Here is a 13,172-nt window from a genome sequence, read left to right on the forward strand (position 1 = left end):
TTTAGGCTTCCCTTTTTTGTTTCAATAATCGTTTGTGAATCCAAATAGCGGCTTGGGAACCATCTCCCATAGAAATAGTGACTTGTTCAGAATGGGCGGTAAGATCTCCTCCTGCCCAAATGCCCTCAACCGAGGTTTCTTTTGTTCGAGGATTGACTATTATATGTCTGCTGTCATTAAGATTTACACCCACTTGTTCAGCCAACTCTGCATTTATTTTATTGCCGCTAAAACCTGTAAAGCCTTTCTCGCCAGAAATAGTTTTACCATTCTCAAGCTCTACACCAGCAAAATTGCCTTTATCATCTAAAAGAACACGCGTTAATGTTTCATTAATTATTTCGATATTTAAATCTTCTAGCTCTTTGACTTTTTTTGAGTCAGGTTGCTCTTTGGTATGATTAATAAATGTTACATTATTTGTCCAATAAGTGAGGGTTGCGGCCATAGAAGCGCCTGTATTCCCGCTGCCTAAAACGATCGTTTTTTTGTCAGATACTTCATAGCCATCACAGTCAGGACATACATAAATAGACTTTCCTAGGCAAGGAAGCAAGTTTTCAAGCTTAGGAAGATGATCAACTAATCCCGTTGCAAGAAAAACGGTGCGCGCTTGAAATGTTTGATTTGACGATGTTTGTATAAGAAAGTGGTCCTTTTCTTTTCGAAGAGATATTACAAAACCATTCAAGAATTCGACACCATACTTCTCTGCATGGATTTTACCTAGCTTACGCAATTCCTCTCCGCTAACACCATCCGGCCAACCTAGAATATTGTGATAGCCTTTACATATAGTGGACCGTCCCTGATTAGAGTCAATGACCATAATTGAGTGTTTATATCTGCCCAATTGAATGGCAGCTTGCAAGCCTGCAATCCCTCCGCCAATAATAATACAATCCATTGTCTTCATTTATCTAACCGCCTGTTCTTTAAAGATATTTTAGTATTAGAGGTTCATTTGAAAAATATACCACTGACTTGTTAGTTTTAAACTAGTGAGCGCTTTCTATGACTTAAAATATGAAAATCAAATTAATTCCTCTTATACACCAAATTGGTGTTCAATAACTTATAATATGAGTAATAAAGGAAATAGTTCAAACTACTGGAGGTACATATGAAATTAAAATGCGCTATCCTTGATGATTATCAAAAAATGGCACTTGATTTTGCAAATTGGAGTTCCATAGAGGATCAGGTTGAAGTAACTGCATTTCACCAACATTTCCATACTGAGAATCAAATTGTTGATAAAATTAAAGACTTTGATATTGTCATTATTATGCGGGAGAGAACGCCATTTAATGCAGCCATGTTCGGAAGGCTGCCAAAGCTAAGATTGTTAGTAACGACAGGTATGCGGAATGCATCCATCGATCTAACAGCAGCTAAGAAATGCGGAGTAACAGTGTGCGGCACATCAAGCGGATCAGAACCGCCGACTGAACTTGCTTGGGGGCTCATACTGAACTTAGCACGCCACATAACAGAAGAACATAATAACTTTAGACAGAAAGGATCTTGGCAATTGTCGGTTGGAGAAGATCTTTATGGTAAGTGCTTTGGGATAATTGGACTTGGAAAAATCGGTACAAAGATGGCAACGATAGCCCAAGCCTTTGGAATGTATGTAGTCGCATGGAGTGAAAACTTAACAAAGGAAAAGACAGATCCGCTGGGAGTAAGAAAAGCGGCTTCATTGGCGGAACTTTTACGGCAAAGCGACTATGTATCGATTCATCTGGTTTTAAGTGACCGGACAAGAAATTTAATCACCTCTAATGAATTGAAGCAAATGAAACCCTCAGCCTTTCTAATCAATACATCAAGAGCACCCATTTTAAATCAACATGATTTAATAGAAGCGCTTGAAAACGAAGTGATAGCTGGTGCGGGATTAGACGTCTATGAAGAAGAACCGTTAAGTGAAAATCATCCTTTTAGAACTTTACCCAATGTACTTGCTACACCGCATCTTGGATATGTGACTCGATCAAACTATGAGAAATATTATGGAGAAGCTTTGGAGGATATCCGGGCATATTTGTTAGGTTCACCGATTAGAACTTTAATTTAATGATTTTAGAAGTATTCTCAGAAACAAAATTTGTAGCAAAGTTCATAAATACGAAAGTGAAAGGGAGATTTTTTGAAAAAGGATCTAATTAAAGTCATATCTGTGACGACTTTAGGTGCAATTGCTGTATTAATGATTCCTTTCTTGTTTTAAATATAATTGAATATGTATTAGGGAATTAAGGTGTGAGAAATGTTCACACCTTTTTTTAACCCTTGAATAGTACCTCAAGCTTCTTAAAAACTATTATTTTGAATCCATTTATATTGAATGTCAGGCAAATTTTCCTCATTTTCATGGCCTCTTGCTACTATTTTAAATCCATTCTTGTCATAAAACCGTTGTGCGTTTTTATTGATATCAAAGGTAAATAAAGTTAAACTACCGCTTGATTGTTCTTTAGCCCTATCAAGTAACGTTCTGCCTATCCCTAACCCTTGATAATCGTTATGAATATAAAGCTGGCTTACCTCCTTGTCATTATAGGCAATCATTCCGACTACTTTGTCATCAATTAAAGCTAATTCTATTTGGTGCTGTTCAGGTAAAATATGATTTAAAAAGTAAATGTGATTTTCAAAGCTATGAATTTCTTTTTGACCTATAGCTCGTTCCTTACTATTTCGCCACATGTCAACAGTCTGTTCAGCATACTCAGGTTTATACTGAGTGATCACGAGTTGATGTTGGTTCAACTTAATCTCTCCTTAAAAACTATTTTCTGAATTATAACAATGTTTAAGCGAAAACAAAAGAAGTCAAAAATGTTAAAGAGGTAGGTAAAAGATAGGGGAATTAGGGAATTACTCATTATGTAGTGACATGTAATGGAGGATAACGACATGAAAATTAATTTTGGGTTTGTAGCAAATGCATTAGGTTTATGGGATGCGAGTCCTTCAAAGACAATGACCTTTGCTCGCTATTCAGCTCTTTCAGAGTATGAGCGAATGGACAAATTAAGAGCTGTAACTGCTTTAAACTTACACCACACTAAAAGAATTCTTCACTATAATATTGCAAACGAAATTGGTTTATATCGTCTTTCAAGCTCACTTGTTCCTTTGGCTACACATCCAGAAGTGATGTGGGATTTTGTAACACCCTTCAAAGATGAATGGCAGGAGCTGGGGGAACTCATCAGGCAATACAACATGCGACCAAGCTTTCATCCGAACCAATTCACCCTTTTTACAAGTCCACGTGAAGAAGTAACGCAAAATGCTGTAAAGGACATGGAATTCCATTTCAACATGCTTGAAGCGATGGATGTATTGGAAAAAGGGTTGATCAACATTCATATCGGTGGAGCATATGGGGATAAGACTGCTACGTTAAAACGTTTCCATGAAAATTTAAAAATGTTGCCGAGTAAGGTTAAAAAACATATGACGCTTGAGAATGATGATAAAACCTATAATGTTGAAGAAACACTGATAGCCTGTGAAAAAGAAAACGTTCCAATGATCCTTGATTATCATCATTATATGGCGAATCAAGGGGATATCGAATTCGAGGCATTTTTACCGCGCATTTTTGATACATGGAATCACACAAACGTAGTGCCGAAAGTTCATTTATCATCTCCCAAATCAGAAGGTGCTTTTCGTTCACATGCAGACTTTGTGTCGTTGGATTTTGTGTTGCCCTTCTTAAAGATGGCAAAAGAGCTTAACCGTGACTTTGATGTAATGATTGAAGCCAAACAAAAGAATCTTGCTATGCTACAATTGGTTGAAGATATTTCAAACATCCGAGGTGTCAAACGTGTTGCAGGAGGAAAGGTTGAATGGAAATAATACTGGAATAGACGGCAGCTAGCATCTTTTAGCGCCGTTTTTTTGTATACATAATTTATTTCTATTCGCATCTTGAACAAACTTTTGCTATTTCATCTAAATAAGTAACATAATTTTTATTATGTAAAGCAAAATAGAAATAGGATCACTAAGTAATAGTAAAAAGGAGACGTACGAAAATGAACGAGATGAATAGCAGTGAGTCTTATAATCCAGGTGATATCGTCTATGTATTTTATAGAAATCCTCACACGCAAGATGTTGCCAATTTACAAAGTGCAGCAGTTGTAAACCATCCTGAAAATCCAAATGAGCTCGCACTCTTTTTATATGAAAATTATTATCCACTATCAAATGAAATGGCAGTCTATACAACAGAAGAAGAAGCAAATAGGGCTTTTAATTATTATTATGGAACTTCTTCAGAAGGACCATTACAATGAATAAACCATTCTCACCAAGGCTAGTCTATTTTGAACCAAAAGCCCTTGACTATCCGCTCGGCCAACAGTTGCTGAAGAAATTCGAAAACAGTGGTGTGGAAATTCAATACACCACATCTCATAACCAAATTAGGAATCTTCCAGGTGAAAATGATTTCCAAAAGTATCGGGTTGCAAAATCTACGCTTGTCGTAGGTATTAGAAAAACGCTAAAATTTGATACATCTAAACCCTCAGCTGAATATGCGATCCCTTTCGCGACAGGCTGTATGGGTCATTGCCACTATTGTTATTTGCAGACGACAATGGGAAGCAAGCCGTACATTCGAACGTATGTCAATGTAGAAGAAATCTTAGAAGCAGCAGATCAATATATGGCAGAGCGGGCACCTGAAATCACGCGTTTTGAAGCTTCGTGTACATCAGATATTGTTGGGATTGACCATCTGACGCATACCTTAAAACATGCGATTGAACATTTTGGAGAATCTGAATATGGTAAATTGCGCTTTGTGACAAAGTTCCATCATGTCGATCATTTGCTAGACGCCAAACATAACGGAAAAACAAGATTCCGGTTTAGCGTTAATGCTGATTATGTAATAAAGAACTTTGAGCCTGGCACCTCACCCTTAGCCAAAAGAATTGAAGCGGCGGGCAAAGTCGCAAGAGCAGGATATCCACTTGGATTTATTGTGGCTCCTATTTATCTACATGAAGGATGGGAAGAAGGTTATTACCATATGTTCGAACGCCTAGATGCAGAGCTTCCTGATGAAGCGAAGAAAGATTTAACCTTTGAATTCATCCAGCATCGTTTTACGAAACCAGCCAAACGGGTTATTGAAAAAAATTATCCTATGACAAAGCTGGAGTTAGATGAAGAAAGACGAAGATATAAGTGGGGAAAATATGGTATAGGGAAATATATTTATCAAAAAGACGAAGAGGAAGATATAAAAAACCACCTCTATAGTTATATGGAAAAATTCTTTCCCCACGCTAAGTTGGAGTATTTTACGTAATTAAAAAAGAATAAAAGCTTCTACTAGTTGGATCGACAATTTATCCTAAGTTTTTTACTGATTATTTCCCAACAAAATCTAAGTAAATCGCCTTTTAATCATTAAGTCTTTGATCTCTTTTGAGATGAAGGGCTTTTTTATTGGAAATTAAAGATAGATGAAAAATAGCGAAAAATAGGAGAAATAGAGAGTTTATTTATGTTAATTCTTATATTTCGTCATTTCCCGCTAATTTTTGCTTAGCTGTATTAAAAGGGGAAAGTGACGTTTTTTTCTTCTTTCTATAAAAAGAAAGGAATTTTAAGAGGGTGAAATGAATGTATAATTATACTTCTTTTATGCAAGCACCAGAATATAAAGTAGAGCGATGTAGTTATTGATGAGAGAATTCAGAAATATACTAAGACTTGTTTTAAGAAAGAAGAGCACTGATTATATAGATATAAACCATTGAAACGAAAATAAAAAAAGCCCCCTGCCATAAGCGAGGGCACATAATATATTAAGGTTCATTGAATCCATAAATCCCCAATATATAAATACTAGCAAATACAATTAGAATAAATAGATGTAAGACAACGACCACCATTCGAATTTCACCTTTACTCCCGTATAAAGCACTTATTAGGCCTATTAAGACTAATAATAATGGAATAATAAAATGGAAAAGTAAAATAAATTCTGGGGCAAATGCAAAAAGAAAAATAGTTAAAAATAAAATAAGTAAGGAAAAATACGTGTAATAGATTTTTTTCATAACACTTCATCCTTTTATATGTTTTATTTTAAATTCTTTATGATGAAGACGTGTATACAATTTATATTTTTAATAATCAATAAATTATTTGAATAGACTACTAGTATAACATGAAAAATTTTACCAGTCAGAGGGGCGAAGAATTATAAAGAAATATATCTGGATAGTTGGATGTCTATTAGTCTTTGTATCCATTTGTGTAACATTTATTTTGAAGCCAAAAACAGGACCTCAATTAGAGAAGACAGTTGTGCCTAAGCAAATGAGTCAAAAATACAACCCGATTACTCAACCGTTCGGCAGCAAGACTAAATACAAAATAAGTTTAAAAATGGATTCAAAAGGACACTTCGATGTTGAGTCGAGTAGTACGATAACAAATACTTCGAATGATAAATGGAGTGATGTGGTTTTCTACTTTATTCCAAACATTTTTACGAAAGAAAATTCACCTACTTTAAATAACCCTGGTACAGCCAATATTAAAAGGACCCTTGTTAATGGTGAAAAAGCGAAGTTCTCTCTTAAAAAAGATACGCTCAAAGTGCTTTTAGATAAGAAGGTCTACCCAACTAAGAAGATGGTTATTGACATTCAATATAACTTTACTATGCCAGAGGAAGGTTATCGATTTACAAAGGAAAATGGGAACTATTACTTAGCACAATGGTATCCTATGGTAGCTACCTATAAAAATGGCGGTTGGAATAAAGAAGACTATCGTGTAAGAGGTGAAACGTATCACACAGCTTTTAGCGATTTTGAAGTGAATTATAAAATTCCTAAAGGGTTAACAATCGTTTCTACAAGTGATCGTGAATACGTGGGCAGTCATAAAACAACATTAAAAATGAAGAATGTAAAAGACTTCTTTATTGCTATTCTAAAGAAACCGAATGAAATTGAAAGAAAGGTAGGACAGGTAAATATAAGGACTTTTACACTTAATGATGATGCCGAAATACAGAGAGAAGCATTGCAAATAGCTGAGAAAGCATTAAATTATTTTCAAGATAAGTTTGGACCTTACCCTCATAAGCAATTGGATATTATTGTTTCCCAATTAGGAATGGAGTATCCAGGTATTGTAACAGCAGGAACTATCCAGAATAGTGGAGATATGTCTGATTGGAAAGAGAGCATAGTAGTCCATGAAATAGCTCATCAATGGTTTTACGGAATGATTAGTAGTGATCCTTTTCACGATGCTTGGTTAGACGAAGGGATTGCGACCCTCGCTACACGTTTATTTTATTCAGATTACGAAAATGAGTATATTTCATTAGATATAAGCCAATTTAAGGATACTCCCTTGCCTGTTAATCTTTCATTAAACAAGTATACATTAGGGGAACAAAGTAATCATATTTACGGCAAAGCTTCAGTTTATCTATGGAAAGTATTATCAGAATGTGGCGGCAAAAAAAGAGCAGAAGATTTTTTGAAAAGTTACTATGATTTTTATAAGTATAAAGATGTAGACACAGCGGAATTTGTAAGATTTATAAAGCAATATTTGGAACTAAAAGATGATCATTTGTTAAAAGAATTTCTAAAATTTTGATTATTAGTTTCTATGCGATGCTATAATGAATGTATTATTTTGTAAGAAGGAGATCGAAATGATAAAAGGATTATATGAAGCACATTTACCAGTTAGCGATCTAAAACAATCTGTACTTTTTTACAAAGAGCTCGGTTTAGAACTAGATCATATTGTTGACGATAAAATTGCTTTTTTGTGGATAGAAAAAGATAAAAGTTGGTTAGGTTTATGGGAAACTGACAATGTAAAACTAGAATACCATCCTTCCATCAGGCATGTGGCTTTTCAAGTAACTCTAGAAGATTTGAAGACTTCAGTGGCTTGGCTTAGGAATAGAGGAGTTAAACCAAGAGAAGCATTTGGTTTCGAACCGATTGAACCTTTTGTGATGCCCCACCAACAATATGCTCATGCTAAAATCCATTTTAATGATCCGGATGGTAATAGTTTAGAGTTTATTTGCAAACTTAAGAATCCTAAAGAAATTGCTACACGTATGTATTTAAGTGAATGGGAACAATTAAATAAAGATGATTTTTAAAAGGAATAAAGTAGAAGTTAATAAACCCTAGAAATTTGATAGAAAAGGAGAAAGGTAATGTTGCGCTCAATCATTTTTGATATGGATGGTACTCTTTTTCAAACAGACACAATATTAGAGCTAGCGCTTGATGAAACTTTTGAACATCTTTGTTCAATGAATAAATGGGAGGGAGCAACACCTATCGATAAATATCGTGAAATAATGGGGGTTCCTTTGCCTAAGGTATGGGAAACGCTATTGCCCAATCATTCTAGCGAAGAAAGAAGATACACAGATCAATATTTCTTGAAGGTATTAATAAACAATATAGAACGAGGAAATGGTTCTTTATATCCCAATGTAAAGGAAGTCTTCGATTTTTTAAAGGAGCAAGGACTTTCAATCTACATAGCTAGTAATGGATTGCAGGAGTATTTAAACGCCATCATCCGTTATTATGATTTAGATAAATGGATAACCGAAACGTTCAGTATTCAACAAATCGATTCACTGAACAAATCAGACTTAGTGAAATGTATTGTAGAGAAATACAATATTAAAGATGCAGCAGTAGTAGGTGATCGCTTATCTGATATTAATGCCGCAAAAGATAATGATCTGCATTCTATTGGATGTAATTTTGATTTTGCTAATGAAAATGAACTTTCCCATGCCGATTTTGTTATAAATGATTTAATTGAGCTAAAGACATTAATTTTAAGGTTAAACAAGTCATACTCTCTTCGTGGTTAGTAACCAAACTTTTATTTACTATTATTTTCATTAAGTATGGAGTGATATCAAATGGAAATAGAAATAGATAAAATATATCCTGAGTGCCCAACTATTTGCAGGATGATCAAAATTGGCGGCCTTACGAAAACGCAGCTACTTCAGAAGTTACAACAACGTTCTATTTTGCTGAATAAATATGGAGAAAAACTTTTTGATGATGATAAATTTACTGTTTCAGAGAAGGCATACAAGGTGAAAACAGTTGAGCTCAAAGTACGCAATCTTGGCTTCCCTGAAGGAGCAACAATACCTCAGCTTTTTAATAAAGCAAAAAAAGTTGGTTTAGACTTATGTCCTGTAGAGCTTGGACCATATTTAAGGTTGGCATATCTTGATCAGCCTGAAGGGAATTTGGGGAAGTCTTCTTTGCAACATCAGGCACCATATGGCTCCGTTACAATAGCATCAGAGATATTATCTGAAGACGTAAATTTTCCGAAGGGGTTTTATCTTAGAAGAATTGATGGGGAATTGTGGTTACGAGGGTACATCGCTGACTACCTGCACGTATTGGATTCAGAAGATCACTTTGTTTTTTGTCAAAATTAAGCATTGTCGATTCATTAAACGGCATGAAAATAATAAAATGCTGGCCTTTCTGAGGCAAGACACACTGAAAAGCCAGCAAGCGTTACATCCTATAAGCAAGAAGGCCCTCTCCATAGTCTTTTAAAAGTTACTTTATTATCCCTGTTTTCTAAAAGGTACACATCAGGGTTACTGAGACTTCTCCATTCTTTAAAACCAAAGCTTTTATTAAAATGTCTAAGCAGCAGGGACATTACATTACCATGTGTAACAATTACAGTATTTTGATGATTGCTGTTAAAAATCCCTTCGACAACAGTGATTATACGATTTCCAGCTTCAGCGCTGGATTCGCCACCTTCAAATTTTAATTCATGATTGTTGAATGTTGCTTCAAGTTTTTCTAGCCAATCATTAAAATTGTCTGAACTCAATACACGTTCCTTTAAATTGTTATCAGTAACAATCTGTAAATTCAAATGATTTGCTAGTGGTTGAACGGATTCAATTGCACGGACGAACGGACTGGTAATAATATGATCTATTTCAATATTACAAAAAAACTCGCATAAATCTGTGGCTTGTTTATAGCCTTTATCTGTAAGAGTTGCATCTGCCGACTGTCCCTTAGCCTCACAGTGTCTTACAATATAAATTTTTTTCAATCAAATCACTCCTTTCAATAACCGTTAGGAATTACTTTCTCAGCAAGATTAATACTTTCCTTTAAATAAATAGGTGCCATTGGATGGTTTAAAATCTCCGCAGTAGTCAACCAAAAAACTTCTTCTACTTCGTCTTGACTAAGAGGTGAGGCACTACCAGAATGATACTCGCATAGAAAAACGATATTCAATACGTGATCACCTACATCAGAAACAAATGAACTGCTATGTACATAATGAAGCCTAGCCTTTATTTTTACACCGATTTCCTCAAGGATTTCTCGTTTTATAGTTCTTTCTAATATATCTGCTGACTGACCATCAGATTCTACCTTGCCGCCTACAAGGGATAGCAATCCAGCAGTATGCTCTTCTTTTTTACTTCTCTCTATGATTAGCCATTTATGTTCCTTTCTTATAGCACCCTCGACATTTACGATAAACATGATTATACCTCCACTCAATTGTTTACTTATTCTATAGAGGTACCTCGTTTTCCTTCTTGTAAAGTGATGTAATAAAGGTGAACATTAGATAAAATATAGGTGAAAATAAATAATAAAAGGCGGCGAATTAAAGCGACAATTTCTAGAAAACAAGGAGAGGAGTATATTAATTGAATATATTGATTTGTAATGATTTTACCCATGCAAATCTTGATGAGATGAGAGAAGTTTATGCATCTGTTGGATGGAAAAAGCATAACCCTGAAGTCATTCAACAAGTCTTCAGTGCAAGTAACGTAATTGCTTTAGTGTATGTGAATGGTCGAATTATCGGATTTGGCAGAGCGTTGTCAGATGGCATTTTTAACGCTGCAATTTATGATATTGTTGTTCACAAAGATTACCAAGGTCATGGCATAGCGAAAAAGGTTATGGAGTATATATTAAATCAACTGAGAGATGTATCATGTGTACACTTAATCTCTACGACGGGGAACGAAGAGTTTTATAATAAATCTGGTTTTAAAAAGTTAAAAACAGGTATGGCTAGGTATTTGAATTCAGATCTTAGGGATGAATATTTAGAGTAGCTAATAATTAATAAAATAAAAAATAGTTAAAATAATATAGTTGAGTAAAAGACAATGAATCTTAAAATATATTTATTTATTGTAAAATAAAAAGTAGTTTGATAATCTTAAGTATGAAAATTGAATAGCAAGCATTTATTGGTACGATGAAGTCGAGTTATATTTTCATTGTTTAAAAGGGAAGCCTGTGTAATTCAGGCGCTGTCCCGCAACTGTATTTGGGAGTTTATAAGCGGTACCACTGTTTTCATAAATTAGAAAATGGGAAGGGGGTTATAAATGAAGATCATAAGTCAGGAGACCTGCCATAGATGAGCATCAATTTACCTACGAGGATAGGGAGGTGTTAGTGAGAGGCAGTATACATACCTCAGCAGTATGTTTATTTGTTTTGTCTATTATTAACAACTTCACCATAAATGGATGAAAGTTGTTTTTTTGTTTTTAAATATTGTGTAATCAAGTAATGTGATAGCTTAGTAGTTACCTTATAAAAAGGAGTGTTGAACCCTTATTAAAAGGAAATCTACCAGCTTAATCTCGATAATAACATACGTGTCATGAACTGGTGCATACGAAGGTATACTTAAAAGGGAAGCTGGTGAGAATCCGGCACTGTCCCGCAACTGTAATTTGGAGCCTATATTTAAAGCCACTGTTAACAACGGGAAGGCATAGAGGGCGTTGAAGATAAGTCAGGAGACCTGCCAAGATTCAAGTACACACCAAATACCTACGTGGAGATAGGTGGTGTTTTTGTGCGACTAGAAGCGAAAAAAGAGTTCTTTTTACGCTTATTTAAACTTGCAAAAATGTCCACGCTATTTCTGAAAAGGAATAGCGTTTTTTATTTGGAGTATGTTACTTCTATTTCAAGGAGGAACAATAATGGAGAAAGATATGTTTATTGAAGAATTTCGGTCATTAGTAATGAATAATCAAATCGTACATCAGTATGAGAACTTGTATGATATGAAAAAGGAATTAAATCGTAAGTTTCCAAATCAGCATCAGCAAATTTCTCAAGCTTTTGAAATTGTTCGTAAAGAATTGCTTGGATAGTTGACTTAATATTAAATAAAGTTTTTAGCGTCTTAATTTCAGTAACCTTTATAATGTGAAGTATTTCATATACGTATTTGTTTGAATATGCTTCCCTTGTTATTATTTATATAGCATTAAAAGATTTTTTCTTTCTAAATTCTTTTAAAAAAGGAGAGTTTAAATGAAACTATTCGACGCGCATTTTCATATAATTGATTACGAGTTTCCGGTTTTTGAAAATCAGGGATATCTTCCGCCTTCTTACAATGTAGTAGATTATCAAAGAGATACCGCCTCTTTTGAGATAGCAGGGGGTGCAATTGTATCTGGTTCATTTCAAGGATTTGACCAAGACTATTTAGTCAAATCTTTAAAATTATTAGGGCCAACCTTTTGTGGTGTGACCCAATTGCCTTTTACGGTGTCGGATGAGGAAATAGAAAAATTACATATGGATGGTGTTAGAGCATTGCGCTTTAATGTGAAGCGCGGTGGTTCAGAAGATCTTTCAAAGCTCGATTATCTAGCTAGAAGGGTATATGATTTGGCAGGCTGGCACAGTGAGCTTTATATAGATGCCAAAGAATTGCCAAGCATTGCATCTACGATAGAAACCTTGCCGGCTATTTCTATTGACCATTTGGGTTTATCTGCGGAAGGATTGCCACATTTATTAAGACTTGTGGATCGAGGAGTACGTGTTAAAGCCACGGGATTTGGTCGCGTCGAATTAAATGTAGAAAAAGCATTAAAAGAGATTTACCAGGCTAACCCCGAAGCCTTAATGTTTGGTACAGATTTACCCTCAACGAGAGCAACAAGACCGTTTGAAACAGCAGACATTGAATTAATTCAAGGGCTATTTAATGAAAAAGAAGCGGAGGAAATTCTATATAAGAATGCTTATAATTGGTATTTTATGAGATGA

Annotated in this window: 15 protein-coding genes and 2 riboswitches; of the genes, 11 read left to right on the top strand and 4 right to left on the bottom strand. The window is 34.9% G+C overall.

The genetic code is table 11. From position 1 onward, the window contains the following. Position 1: 1 nt before the first annotated feature. Positions 2-916 (bottom strand): NAD(P)/FAD-dependent oxidoreductase, encoded by a 915-nt coding sequence (locus AC6CHJ_RS05385; protein WP_498287557.1) that lies wholly within the window; start codon positions 914-916, stop codon positions 2-4. Positions 917-1,123: 207 nt separating this feature from the next. Here AC6CHJ_RS05385 and AC6CHJ_RS05390 point away from each other — a divergent pair, with 207 nt between their 5' ends. Then, positions 1,124-2,083, top strand: a complete 960-nt coding sequence (locus AC6CHJ_RS05390) for a D-2-hydroxyacid dehydrogenase family protein (protein ID WP_498287559.1) — start codon at positions 1,124-1,126, stop codon at positions 2,081-2,083. 236 nt (positions 2,084-2,319) lie between these two features. Here the strand turns inward: AC6CHJ_RS05390 and AC6CHJ_RS05395 are convergent, their stop codons facing one another. Beyond that, on the bottom strand, positions 2,320-2,778 hold the full coding sequence (locus AC6CHJ_RS05395) for a GNAT family N-acetyltransferase (RefSeq protein ID WP_150284057.1): 459 nt from the start codon (positions 2,776-2,778) through the stop codon (positions 2,320-2,322). A 147-nt stretch (positions 2,779-2,925) separates the two neighbouring features. On the opposite strand from AC6CHJ_RS05395, the gene uvsE reads away from it, so the two are divergent. The 7 genes from uvsE to AC6CHJ_RS05430 all read left to right on the top strand — a co-directional run bounded on the left by uvsE (position 2,926) and on the right by AC6CHJ_RS05430 (position 9,520). Further along, the gene (gene uvsE, locus AC6CHJ_RS05400; protein WP_498287561.1) at positions 2,926-3,882 is read left to right on the top strand and encodes a UV DNA damage repair endonuclease UvsE; all 957 of its coding nucleotides are present in this window, start codon (positions 2,926-2,928) and stop codon (positions 3,880-3,882) included. A gap of 179 nt (positions 3,883-4,061) precedes the next feature. Beyond that, a complete protein-coding gene (locus tag AC6CHJ_RS05405) occupies positions 4,062-4,325 on the top strand; it encodes a transcriptional regulator SplA domain-containing protein (RefSeq protein ID WP_147193788.1) in 264 nt (87 codons plus the stop codon). Beyond that, positions 4,322-5,350 (top strand): spore photoproduct lyase, encoded by a 1,029-nt coding sequence (gene splB, locus AC6CHJ_RS05410; protein ID WP_498287563.1) that lies wholly within the window; start codon positions 4,322-4,324, stop codon positions 5,348-5,350. Before AC6CHJ_RS05405 ends, splB begins: the two co-directional genes overlap by 4 nt. Positions 5,351-6,318: 968 nt before the next feature. Next, positions 6,319-7,671 carry a M1 family metallopeptidase gene (locus AC6CHJ_RS05415; RefSeq protein ID WP_498287565.1) on the top strand — a complete coding sequence of 451 codons (1,353 nt, stop codon included), beginning with the start codon at positions 6,319-6,321 and terminating at the stop codon, positions 7,669-7,671. A gap of 58 nt (positions 7,672-7,729) precedes the next feature. Then, on the top strand, positions 7,730-8,194 hold the full coding sequence (locus AC6CHJ_RS05420) for a VOC family protein (protein WP_498287567.1): 465 nt from the start codon (positions 7,730-7,732) through the stop codon (positions 8,192-8,194). A gap of 57 nt (positions 8,195-8,251) precedes the next feature. After that, positions 8,252-8,929: an HAD family hydrolase gene (locus tag AC6CHJ_RS05425; protein WP_498287569.1), complete on the top strand. Its 678-nt coding sequence runs from the start codon at positions 8,252-8,254 to the stop codon at positions 8,927-8,929. 51 nt (positions 8,930-8,980) lie between these two features. After that, entirely contained in the window at positions 8,981-9,520 is a 540-nt protein-coding gene (locus tag AC6CHJ_RS05430) for a helicase (RefSeq protein ID WP_498287571.1), read from the top strand. Between the two features lie 89 nt (positions 9,521-9,609). Here AC6CHJ_RS05430 and AC6CHJ_RS05435 read toward each other — a convergent pair whose 3' ends face one another. Both AC6CHJ_RS05435 and AC6CHJ_RS05440 read right to left on the bottom strand, forming a co-directional pair. Further along, on the bottom strand, positions 9,610-10,164 hold the full coding sequence (locus tag AC6CHJ_RS05435) for a histidine phosphatase family protein (protein WP_498287573.1): 555 nt from the start codon (positions 10,162-10,164) through the stop codon (positions 9,610-9,612). Between the two features lie 14 nt (positions 10,165-10,178). Beyond that, positions 10,179-10,610: an NUDIX hydrolase gene (locus AC6CHJ_RS05440; protein WP_498287575.1), complete on the bottom strand. Its 432-nt coding sequence runs from the start codon at positions 10,608-10,610 to the stop codon at positions 10,179-10,181. Between the two features lie 170 nt (positions 10,611-10,780). Here AC6CHJ_RS05440 and AC6CHJ_RS05445 point away from each other — a divergent pair, with 170 nt between their 5' ends. The 3 genes from AC6CHJ_RS05445 to AC6CHJ_RS05455 all read left to right on the top strand — a co-directional run bounded on the left by AC6CHJ_RS05445 (position 10,781) and on the right by AC6CHJ_RS05455 (position 13,172). Further along, positions 10,781-11,200 carry a GNAT family N-acetyltransferase gene (locus AC6CHJ_RS05445; RefSeq protein ID WP_498287577.1) on the top strand — a complete coding sequence of 140 codons (420 nt, stop codon included), beginning with the start codon at positions 10,781-10,783 and terminating at the stop codon, positions 11,198-11,200. Positions 11,201-11,321: 121 nt separating this feature from the next. Further along, a riboswitch (cobalamin riboswitch) is annotated at positions 11,322-11,524 on the top strand. A gap of 227 nt (positions 11,525-11,751) precedes the next feature. Next, a riboswitch (cobalamin riboswitch) is annotated at positions 11,752-11,926 on the top strand. A gap of 162 nt (positions 11,927-12,088) precedes the next feature. After that, positions 12,089-12,262, top strand: a complete 174-nt coding sequence (locus AC6CHJ_RS05450; RefSeq protein ID WP_184117502.1) for a hypothetical protein — start codon at positions 12,089-12,091, stop codon at positions 12,260-12,262. A gap of 163 nt (positions 12,263-12,425) precedes the next feature. Next, positions 12,426-13,172 carry an amidohydrolase family protein gene (locus AC6CHJ_RS05455; RefSeq protein ID WP_147193770.1) on the top strand — a complete coding sequence of 249 codons (747 nt, stop codon included), beginning with the start codon at positions 12,426-12,428 and terminating at the stop codon, positions 13,170-13,172.

The sequence above is a fragment of the Rummeliibacillus sp. GQ308 genome (genome assembly GCF_059759115.1).

Excerpts from the sequence above, each read along its gene's own strand:
- splB (WP_498287563.1), top strand. The coding sequence starts at position 4,322 with ATGAATAAACCATTCTCACCAAGGCTAGTCTATTTTGAACCAAAAGCC.
- AC6CHJ_RS05420 (WP_498287567.1), top strand. The coding sequence starts at position 7,730 with ATGATAAAAGGATTATATGAAGCACATTTACCAGTTAGCGATCTAAAA.
- AC6CHJ_RS05450 (WP_184117502.1), top strand. The coding sequence starts at position 12,089 with ATGGAGAAAGATATGTTTATTGAAGAATTTCGGTCATTAGTAATGAAT.
- AC6CHJ_RS05430 (WP_498287571.1), top strand. The coding sequence starts at position 8,981 with ATGGAAATAGAAATAGATAAAATATATCCTGAGTGCCCAACTATTTGC.
- AC6CHJ_RS05390 (WP_498287559.1), top strand. The coding sequence starts at position 1,124 with ATGAAATTAAAATGCGCTATCCTTGATGATTATCAAAAAATGGCACTT.
- AC6CHJ_RS05385 (WP_498287557.1), bottom strand. The coding sequence starts at position 916 with ATGAAGACAATGGATTGTATTATTATTGGCGGAGGGATTGCAGGCTTG.
- AC6CHJ_RS05455 (WP_147193770.1), top strand. The coding sequence starts at position 12,426 with ATGAAACTATTCGACGCGCATTTTCATATAATTGATTACGAGTTTCCG.
- uvsE (WP_498287561.1), top strand. The coding sequence starts at position 2,926 with ATGAAAATTAATTTTGGGTTTGTAGCAAATGCATTAGGTTTATGGGAT.
- AC6CHJ_RS05425 (WP_498287569.1), top strand. The coding sequence starts at position 8,252 with ATGTTGCGCTCAATCATTTTTGATATGGATGGTACTCTTTTTCAAACA.
- AC6CHJ_RS05440 (WP_498287575.1), bottom strand. The coding sequence starts at position 10,610 with ATGTTTATCGTAAATGTCGAGGGTGCTATAAGAAAGGAACATAAATGG.
- AC6CHJ_RS05405 (WP_147193788.1), top strand. The coding sequence starts at position 4,062 with ATGAACGAGATGAATAGCAGTGAGTCTTATAATCCAGGTGATATCGTC.